Consider the following 10,282-nt stretch of genomic DNA (forward strand, 5'->3'; position numbering starts at 1 on the left):
CCTAAGTAAGTAACTCGAACGATTAATTACAAATGTATAATATTGAAATCACAAATAAAATCAATAAAATTATGTCAAATCATTACCAAATATTAATTGTAGGTGGAGGCAATGCGGGATTGTCTGTAGCGGCTCAATTATTGAAAAAAAGAAGTAATTTACAAATTGCTATTGTAGAACCATCAGAAAAACATTACTATCAACCTGCATGGACGCTAGTTGGAGCTGGAGTTTTTGATGTAAACAAAACCGTTCGGTCAGAAAAAGAAGTGATGAATCCAAATACCACTTGGATAAAAGATGCAGTAGCCACTTTTGACCCCTCTAATAACAAGGTTACTTGTACGTCTGGCACGTCTATAACTTATGACTATTTGATTGTATGTCCTGGCATTCAATTGGATTGGAACAAAATAAAAGGGTTCAAAGAAAATTTAGGAAAAAATAATATCAGCAGCAATTATAGTTTTGAATCTGCACCCTATACTTGGGAAATGATCAAAAATTTTAAAGGAGGAACAGCCGTATTTACCAATCCATCTACCCCTATAAAATGTGGTGGAGCTCCACACAAAATCATGTATTTGGCCGTTGATTATTGGCGAAAAAAAGGCATTTTAGACAAATGCGATGTGCATTACGTGTCTGGAGCTACTATGATTTTTGGTGTGCCAGAATACAAAGCTACATTGGAAAAAGTGTTGCTAGCAGGCAATATCAAAGTGCATTATGGAGCCAACGTTATTCAACTCGATGGCGACAACAAAACCATAGTATTTGAAACAAAAGATACACCAAGTAATTTAAAACAAGCCCTTTCAAAGTCGGCAGCTGGTTGTTACAGTATCAGCGAAGCTAGTGCAGAGGGCGATATAAGCAAAGTAACGTTGAGTTTTGATATGTGTCATGCAGTGCCACCACAATCGGCTCCCGAGTTTATTAAAAATAGTCCAATTGCCGATGCTAATAATCCTTATGGTTATGTAGAAATAAACAAAGAAACCATGCAACATACAAGGTTTGCAAATGTTTTTGCCCTTGGCGATTGTACCAATGCTCCTTGTAGTAAAACGGGTGCAGCTATTAGAAAACAAGCGCCTATTGTAGTAGATAACTTATTGGCCACAATGAGCAACAACACACCAACAGCCCATTATGACGGCTACAGTGCTTGTCCTATTCCTACACAATACGGCAAATTGATGTTGGCAGAGTTTGATTATTCAAACAAACCCAAAATGACCTTCCCATTTGATCAGGCCAAACCAAGATGGACCATGTGGATTTTGAAAACCAAAGTGCTACCATGGTTGTATTGGAATAAAATTTTGAAAGGAAACGCTTAAATATACTACACTTTACACTCGTAATCCTTTATTTTTTTTTATGTAAATCTCTTCCTATTGCAGGAAGAGATTTTTTTGTTTTATTTTTTTAATTATTTGATAATCAAAATAATAAATACTTTTAAAAAAAGTAGTAGTGTAACATTTATCACATTTTTTGGTAAGTCAATAAAGTAATTTTGCCCATACGATGAATTTATTACTTTTAAAACCCAACAACAATGAATGTAGAAATATTGGCCCGAATTCAATTTGCATTTACAGTAGCTTTTCATTACATCTATCCGCCTTTAAGTATTGGAATAGGTTTGATTTTAGTAATCATGGAAAGTTTGTATTTAAAAACCAATAAAAAAGAATATGAAGTTTTAACCCGATTTTGGATTAAAATATTTGCCATTACTTTTGGAATAGGGGTTGCAACGGGCATTATCATGGAGTTTGAATTTGGTACCAATTGGGCTACTTATTCAAGATATGTTGGTGATATTTTTGGAAGTGCATTGGCTGCAGAAGGTTTGTTTGCTTTTGGGTTAGAAAGTGCTTTTTTAGGCGTTTTATTATTTGGTTGGCATCGAGTAAAACCGTGGGTGCATTTGGTGGCAACTGTTGGGGTGTTTTTAGGCTCTATGTTTTCGGCCGTTTGGATAGTGGTGGCCAACTCATGGCAACAAACGCCAGCAGGCTATCACATTGTAGGCCAGGGCATTCATGCCAGAGCCGAAGTAACCGATTTTTGGGCCATGGTTTTCAATCCGTCTAGTGTAGATCGGTTGGTTCATACTTGGCAAGGGTCGTTTCTGGCAGGAGCATTTTTGGTATTGAGTGTTCATGCTTATTATTTGCGTAAAAACAAATTTGTAGCCATTTCAAAAACGGCCTTTTCTATTGCATTGCCAGTTGCAACCTTTTTTTCCTTGCTTCAATTGGTTTCAGGACACAGCTCTGCAGATGGGGTAGCTGTAAACCAACCCGCAAAACTGGCAGCCATGGAAGGGCATTATCAGCCCAACGCTCCTGCCGACTTGTATTTGGTTGGTTGGGTCAATCAGGACAAACAGCAAGTTGCAGGACTCAAAATACCTGGCGGTTTGTCGTTTTTAGTACATCAAGATTTTCAAAAACCCATAGTAGGCTTGCGTCATTTTGCCGAATCAGACAGACCCAAACAAGTAAACGCCATTTTTCAGTTTTACCACATCATGATTGCCATTGGAATGTTGCTTATAGGACTTACTTTATATGCCTCATTTTTATTCATAAAAGGTCAATTGTTTAATCACAAACAACTGCTTTGGGTGTTTTCGTTTTCAGTATTGTTGCCACAAATAGCCAATCAGGTTGGGTGGTTTACGGCCGAAATGGGCAGACAACCTTGGGTAGTTTATGGTTTGCTTCGTACTTCAAAAGCCTTTTCGCAAGAAGTTTCGGCCCATCAAATTGTGTTTTCGCTAGTATTATTCACCTTAGTTTATTTTGTTTTATTTTTATTGTTTATTTATATGTTAAACAAAAAAATCAAACACGGCCCAGATCATGAAAACATCGAATTAGCTTACAATTAAATTATTAATATATCATATCATGCAATATTTTTTAGGAATAGACTATCCAACGCTTTGGTATTTGGTTATAGGATTATTATTTTCGGGCTATGCCATTTTAGAGGGCTTTGATTTTGGGGCTGGAGCTTGGCATTTGTTTTTTCAAAAAGATTTAAGTAGGCGAATTGCCATCAATGCCATTGCACCCGTTTGGGATGCTAATCAAGTTTGGCTCGTTATTGGCGGAGGGGCTTTATTTGCGGGGTTTCCCGTTATGTATGCCTCCATGTTGTCTATCATGTATGTGCCATTTATGTTGTTTCTCACCTTCAATATCTTGCGGGCCGCCGCCATCAAGTTTAGAAGTGCCGAGGAAATGTTGTGGTGGCGAAAAACCTGGGATATTGTTTATAGCGTATCCAGTATCATGATTGCTTTTTTATTGGGTGTTGTTTTGGGAAATATTTTGCAAGGATTCCCAATAGGCAAAAATTATTCATACAAAGGCGATGTTTTATTGGGTTTTCTTAATTCTTATGCCATCATGACAGGACTAACCACCTTGGCCATTTTTATGACTCAAGGAGCCATCTATTTATTGCTTAAAACAGAAGGACGACTCCACACCCGATTGACATTTTTGCTCAAAAAAGGAATGATTTTTTTCATCATCACTTTTGGAATTACAACCCTTTATACTTTGATTTTTATTCCAAAAGTAACAGAAACGTTTAGAAACAATCCTGCTTATTTCATCATTCCGTTACTCTCCTTTTTAGCTGTTGCCAATGTGCCAAGGTTGGCTTCCAAGAAAAGGTATCTGTTGGCTTTGGTTTTTTCATCCATCACTATGATGTTTTTGTTGATGCTTGTTGCCCTTCAATTGTATCCAACATTGCTCATTTCTACCATCGATTCACGCTACGACATTACAATATACAATGCAGCCTCGTCCCAAAAATCATTAGGAATCATACTAACCATTGTGGTTATTGGCACTCCATTATTAGCTGGATATTTCTATTTCCTATACAGCACTTTCAACGGAAAAGTAAAGCTAGACGATACCAGTTATTAATTCCAAATAAAACATTACCTCAACACAAACCTATTTTTGGGTGTTACCTATCTGTTTCAAACAACGATCATTGAACTCCAATAGAAATATAATATTTTGAAATAATCTTTTTGATAACCACATTCAGAAACAATATTCGTGCAATATAATACCAAATATACATTTAAAAACAATTGCTTTTAAATAAATATGTTAAAATGTAACTTTTGTTACAATCATTTAGAACAAACATAACTAATTTTGCTCTATAAAACAGATACAAAACCATTTGAAAACAAATCTCCTATTTGTTCAAGTAACATCAAAATAAATAGGAAATGAATAGTTGAAGTGGAATTGAACAATTCATTTTTTTAAATTTAGTATCAAAATGTTTTAAATAAAAACTATTTAACAATCATAAAATCAAATCATTATGGGGATTTTCAGTTCTATATTTGGTAGCAATCAAGACAGCCAAAATCAATTAGCATCAATAATCAACGACAATGCCTTTTTGGTAGATGTTCGATCAAAAGACGAATATGAATCGGGTCATGTAGAAGGCTCTGTAAACATTCCTTTGGATCAAGTTCAAGCCAACATGGCACAATTTAAAAACCAAAAAAATATAGTGGTTTTTTGTAGAAGCGGCAACAGAAGCGGACAAGCAAAAGTAATTTTAGAACGAAATGGTATTCAAAATGTAACCAATGGTGGGACTTGGCAAGAAGTAAGAGCCATGTTGAATTAATTTTATTTTTTAATTATAAAAGTATGAATTTATTTATAAAAATTAGCTTTTGGCTCCTGTTTTTGGGAAGTTTTCAAACCGCAAATGCCCAAATATCAAAATCAAATGGGGCATCCAAAAAAGCCATACAAGTGCAAAAAACCACTTTTTATGTAGATGTACGCTCGGCAAGTGAGTTTGCGGCAGGAAGTGTAAAAGGGGCAGTAAATATCCCTTTAGACCAAGTAGCTTCCAATATCAATCGTTTTAAAAACCAAAAAAAGATCGTCGTATTTTGTAGAAGTGGCAACCGTAGTGCCAAAGCTATCGAAATTTTAAAACAAAACGGCATTCAAAACGCAACCAATGGAGGCTCTTTTCTAGACGTAGCCGCTAGCCTTGGTCAATAATATTTTTTATTTTTTTAGTTTATTACGCAAAAATGGAGCATTATTTTAGTGTTCCATTTTTTTATATATTTATTCAAAAATAATTTATTAATGTATCTTTTAATCAATTCAATATAAATACTTTACATGACAGCAACAGCAATCAATAAGGATTTAATCCTAAGAGAACAATTAGCCATACAACGTACCCATTTAGCCAATCAATCCACTTTTTTAGCCTTTCTTCGAACTGCAATGTATTTTTTAATGGCAGGATTAACACTTCATAACTTAATGAAAATCAACAACAGCTATTTGATAGAAGTGCCGCTTTTTGCTCTGGCATTTCACCTTTTGTTGTTTGGTATATTCAATTATTTCAAACACAAAAAAAATATTATTTCAAGCCAAAAGCATATCGGCAAATACCAATTTGACTATTTGTCATAAAAAAACACAACTAAAATCATTATATAAATAATAATATTAATTGTGTTTTCTTAAATAATTACATAAACCTTATCAGATATAAGTAAATTTTATATCATGGTTTGATACTATTGTCCAAAAGAATATCTAGCACCTCCAGATACAAATAATGCTGCCATTCTGGCTTTTTGACCATTTGTAAACATGTACATGGCTAAATCATCGGTATAATCCATGTAATTCATTGTCATTTCTACCGGTGTTCCTGTACAGGTACTATAATGTGGAAAAACAGGATTTCCATAATTTGGACCGTTATGGGATGGTGTGTCCAAAACCATATCATTTCCACACGTGGCATCTCCCCAAATGTGACGTAAATTTAACCAATGTCCTACTTCGTGAGTACCCGTTCTGCCTTTGTTATAAGGAGCAGAAACTGTTCCTGTTGTACCAAATGCATTGTTGTCTATCACAACCCCATCTGTTGAAGTTGCTCCTCCAGGAAATTGTGCATAACCCAATATACCGCCCCCTAAATTACAAGACCACAGATTTAAAACAGTGGTAGGTGTGGTGGGTGCAATTCCTGTTGTAGTATTTTTCTTCATGGCATCATTCGTAGAATAAGATGTAGTAGTAGTTTTCTTTCTAATAATTGATTGTAAATAAAACGTAATCTCTACATTGGCTTTTACACCTGCAAATAGTGAAGGTACAGATGAAAAATCTGTATTTAAGGCATTAAAATCTCTGTTTAGAACGTCTATTTGAGATTGTATTTGTGCTTGAGAAATATTTTCGGCTGTTGTATTATACAACACATTTACAACAACTGGAATTTGAATTTTACCATTGACCAATTTTAAATTTTTTGGATTTTGTAAAATCGTTTTTTCAGTAAAAGCCTCGATTTCTGCCATTTTAACAGATAAACTTGGGTTTTCAAGCAACTGCTGTTCTAAATGTTCTGCCGTAGCACAACCTCTTTTTTGCAAACTTCCTTCGCTTGAAGCTGCTTCTTCTGTTGTTGAACCTTTTTCTTCCTGACAGGAAAGCAAGCTCAACGACACAATTCCGATAGTAAAAATAATTTTTTTCATAATAAAATATGTATTTGTTTATAGTTCAAAAGTATTAAATTATTTTTAAAGTAATACTTATTTCATATTTATTTTTTTTATTATGTATATTTTTATCTAATTTATATATATATATTAGTTTATTAATAATATTATCATAATATTATATAATATTATATTTAAAAATAAATAATTTTTAAATTAATTTATAATGTTCAATTAGGTATTGGAACTTTTTCTTAACATATATATTATTTTGATGAATAATATTTAATAATAATTTATTTTTAGATTTTTTGGAATTACTTTATTAATTTGGTAATGTTGTGTTCAAATTTATAAGCTTTATTGTACTACCAATCTTTTTTTTTTGCTGTAAAACCCATTTTTTTTTTCATAACTCCATTTTGAAGCAAACCTAAAAATATCTAGGAAAGTTAAAAACATAATACATTTGAATGCTTTTTTTCAAATTTTGAATTTATTTTATTCCAAACATCAATATAGGGCTGCTGAAAGACTCAAAAAGCACAAATTATAAATAATACCAAATATACATATAAAATACAGGTCGCTCCTACGGAGCTTTAACTATTTTGAAAATTAAATTTCTAAAAACAGTAAGCCCCAACGGGGTTTTAACTCAGTAGGTGTTTACTGTTTGTAGTTATAAATTAAAGTTATAATAAAAGCTCTGTAGGAGCGACCTATTTGTTATCTATTTTAATGCAAGGTAATTTAACATTTTATTAATTTATTTTAGGATTTTGAGTTATACTATTCATTGTTTTATCAATGTAATGTATTGTATAATAACTATTTAGTAGTAAATCTGCAGAGACTATATAAAGTAGTTCAGTGTTGCATTCTGTGTAATTAATTGTTTTTTTGAAAAAATGTCAAATACAAGGAATGCTTAGTGTTGTATCAGAATTTATTTTGTCTCATAATAACAAATAAGCAACAATAGAATGGTTTTTTTTAATATTTGTATGTAGTCTTATTTATATTAAATTTCAATAAAAATAATTATTTGTAATAAAATTTACGTTAATATATTTATATATTTTTAAAATAAAATACATCATTCAACTTCGACTAAATTGAATTGAAGTAGCAAATTAATCGAACTACTTTATAAATTTAAAATATAATACAACATTATTTTTTAAATACCTAACTTTGTCGAAAGTTAAACTCTTAAAAATAAAATGGAATAAAATACCTATTTGCTTCGACTGTTGTTTTTTTTAAACTTGTGTATAAATTTGTTTAAGTTTGTTTTATAAAGTTACAAAAGTAATTTGGTTTAAAATTAATTCGATAATTATAATATTAATAAAATTAAAATACAATTAAATGCATAAAAAAAACATTATCATCATTTTTTTATTATCAATTAATCCACTTTTGGCTCAATATCCATGAAAAATACGAATGAATTAATCAATCATCAGGAATCGGCTTGGCCATCTGTAAAGGATTGGATTGCAAAAGCTAAAAATCATGTTACGATTTTAGCTACAGATTCCATTAATGCTCGTCAAGCATTATATAATACTCAGGTTACAACTCGATCGCCCATGGGTGCAATAATTTTCAATACAGGAGGCTTGATGGTAGATCAGGGTTGGATTCGGATTTTGGGTTCTGGTAATGAAAAATTAACACGAAGTTTTTCAGATTGGAATAAAGGCAAGGCTTTTTCAGCATTTGGAAATAAGGCAGATTTCTTACTAATTGCCGACGACGCAGTTGGTGGTTTTTTTGTCCTTAATGGCGGTAAATTTGATGCAGATTTGGGAAAAGTTTATTATTTTTCGCCAGATAATTTGCAATATGAACCCTTGGATATGACATATACTGATTTTTTGAATTTTTGTTTTAATGCCAATTTGGATCAATTTTATAAAAATCTTCGATGGCCAAATTGGCAAAAGGACGTATCCACATTACATGGCGATTCCGTTTTTTCTTTTTATCCTTATTTATGGTCACAAGAAGGACAACATTTGCAAACCAATACTAAAAAAATAGTTCCAATCGAAGAACAGTATTTTATTAATTTGTCTTTTAGAAAGCAATTAGGACTAGACGACTAACAATGTCTTTGTAGGATTTCATTTGTAAATCCAAGTCCACGAAATGCCATTTCAACTTTAGTTATTTAAAAAAACAAATTAATGATGAGTCCCAATTTGATAGGTATATTGGTAATAAGCCTTTTAGAGTAATAAAAAAACGTATCTTTGCCAAAAATAGCAGCATATATAATGAATACATTTGAATCCTTTAATCTCCCAAAATCACTACAAAAAGCCGTATCTGAACTGGGTTTTGTTACACCAACGCCTATTCAACAAAAATCTTTTTCGGTTATCATGTCTGGTAGAGACATGATGGGAATAGCACAAACGGGTACCGGTAAAACCTTTGCTTACTTGTTGCCCTTACTCAAAATGTATAAATTTACGCCTACTCATACTCCAAAAATTGTAGTTTTAGTACCCACAAGAGAATTGGTTGTACAGGTTGTTGAAGAAGTAGAAAAGCTTACTAAATACATGTCTATCAGAACATTAGGGGTATATGGCGGAGTTAATATCAATACCCAAAAAAAAGCGGTTTTTGAAGGTATCGATATTTTAGTTGGCACTCCTGGTAGAACCATGGATTTGGCCCTTGATAATTACATCCGATTTGATGAAACCCAAAAATTGGTTATAGACGAATTTGACGAAATGCTCAATTTAGGTTTTAGACCACAATTGACTTCTATTTTGTCTATGATAAAAGGCAAACGACAAAACATCCTTTTTTCTGCAACCATGACTGATGAGGTGGATGAAATTCTAAACGATTATTTTGATTTTCCAGAAGAGGTAACCCTTTCTCCATCTGGAACACCGTTAGAAAACATCACGCAATGTTATTATGATGTTCCAAATTTTAATACAAAAGTCAATTTACTTACCTTTTTATTGTCTGAAAACGAACAAATGTCTCGCATTTTGATTTTTGTCAACAATAAAAAAATTGCCGATTTGTTACACGACAAACTCGAACAAGTGTTTCCAAATCAGTTGGGAGTTATACACTCTAATAAATCTCAAAATTACCGCCTCAACACTATGGCCGCATTTCAAGATGGCGATTTGAGGGGTATTATTACTACCGATATTATGGCTCGTGGTTTGGATATTTCAAATGTTACCCATGTTGTGAATTTTGAAATGCCCGAATTGCCTGAACAATATATGCACCGTATTGGTCGAACGGGTAGGGCAGACGCTATTGGCGATGCCATTAGTTTTGTAGCACCCCGAGAAGTGGAACAAAAAATAGAAGTAGAACTCTTGATGGAACAAGAAATTACTTGCACCCCTTTTCCAGATGCAGTAGCAGTTTCTACCCAATTAATTGGCCCCGAAAAAGAAAAAAAATTAGTAAAGTTTTTATTAAAAAAACCCAAACTTGATGGCGATGGTGCATTTCATGAAAAAGCAACCAAAAACAAAAAAGTCAATCTAGGAGGCCCTTCCAAAACTAAGAAAAAAGTTTCGAGTTCCGTAAATAGAAATATTTTAAAAAACCGTGACAAAAAACGTAAGGAAAATAAATAAAAAAATACCTCTAAATAAATATTTGGAGGTATTTTTTTATAGTAGCTATTCAGTTAAGAAACATGAACAATAGTAATAC

At 32.6% G+C, this 10,282-nt stretch carries 9 protein-coding genes; 8 read left to right on the forward strand and 1 reads right to left on the reverse strand.

Features of this window, described 5'->3' with window-relative positions:
• Window positions 1-71: 71 nt before the first annotated feature.
• From B0A58_RS15870 to B0A58_RS15895, 6 genes are all read left to right on the forward strand, one after another.
• Window positions 72-1,346 carry an NAD(P)/FAD-dependent oxidoreductase gene (locus B0A58_RS15870; protein ID WP_089081856.1) on the forward strand — a complete coding sequence of 425 codons (1,275 nt, stop codon included), beginning with the start codon at window positions 72-74 and terminating at the stop codon, window positions 1,344-1,346.
• A gap of 221 nt (window positions 1,347-1,567) precedes the next feature.
• Window positions 1,568-2,911, forward strand: a complete 1,344-nt coding sequence (locus tag B0A58_RS15875; protein ID WP_089081848.1) for a cytochrome ubiquinol oxidase subunit I — start codon at window positions 1,568-1,570, stop codon at window positions 2,909-2,911.
• Between the two features lie 19 nt (window positions 2,912-2,930).
• Window positions 2,931-3,968 (forward strand): cytochrome d ubiquinol oxidase subunit II, encoded by a 1,038-nt coding sequence (cydB, locus tag B0A58_RS15880; protein WP_089081849.1) that lies wholly within the window; start codon window positions 2,931-2,933, stop codon window positions 3,966-3,968.
• A 415-nt stretch (window positions 3,969-4,383) separates the two neighbouring features.
• On the forward strand, window positions 4,384-4,701 hold the full coding sequence (locus B0A58_RS15885) for a rhodanese-like domain-containing protein (protein ID WP_089081850.1): 318 nt from the start codon (window positions 4,384-4,386) through the stop codon (window positions 4,699-4,701).
• A 23-nt stretch (window positions 4,702-4,724) separates the two neighbouring features.
• Window positions 4,725-5,090, forward strand: coding sequence for a rhodanese-like domain-containing protein (locus B0A58_RS15890; protein WP_089081851.1), 366 nt, complete (start codon window positions 4,725-4,727; stop codon window positions 5,088-5,090).
• Window positions 5,091-5,216: 126 nt separating this feature from the next.
• The gene (locus B0A58_RS15895) at window positions 5,217-5,519 is read left to right on the forward strand and encodes a DUF202 domain-containing protein (protein WP_089081852.1); all 303 of its coding nucleotides are present in this window, start codon (window positions 5,217-5,219) and stop codon (window positions 5,517-5,519) included.
• A gap of 107 nt (window positions 5,520-5,626) precedes the next feature.
• On the opposite strand, the gene B0A58_RS15900 is transcribed toward B0A58_RS15895, so the two are convergent.
• Window positions 5,627-6,601, reverse strand: coding sequence for a zinc metalloprotease (locus tag B0A58_RS15900; protein WP_089081853.1), 975 nt, complete (start codon window positions 6,599-6,601; stop codon window positions 5,627-5,629).
• Window positions 6,602-8,004: 1,403 nt separating this feature from the next.
• On the opposite strand from B0A58_RS15900, the gene B0A58_RS15905 reads away from it, so the two are divergent.
• On the forward strand, window positions 8,005-8,682 hold the full coding sequence (locus tag B0A58_RS15905) for a DUF2625 domain-containing protein (protein ID WP_089081854.1): 678 nt from the start codon (window positions 8,005-8,007) through the stop codon (window positions 8,680-8,682).
• A 171-nt stretch (window positions 8,683-8,853) separates the two neighbouring features.
• Entirely contained in the window at window positions 8,854-10,203 is a 1,350-nt protein-coding gene (locus tag B0A58_RS15910) for a DEAD/DEAH box helicase (protein ID WP_089081855.1), read from the forward strand.
• Window positions 10,204-10,282 lie beyond the last annotated feature (79 nt).

This window comes from Flavobacterium branchiophilum NBRC 15030 = ATCC 35035, assembly GCF_002217205.1.
Lineage (GTDB): Bacteria > Bacteroidota > Bacteroidia > Flavobacteriales > Flavobacteriaceae > Flavobacterium > Flavobacterium branchiophilum.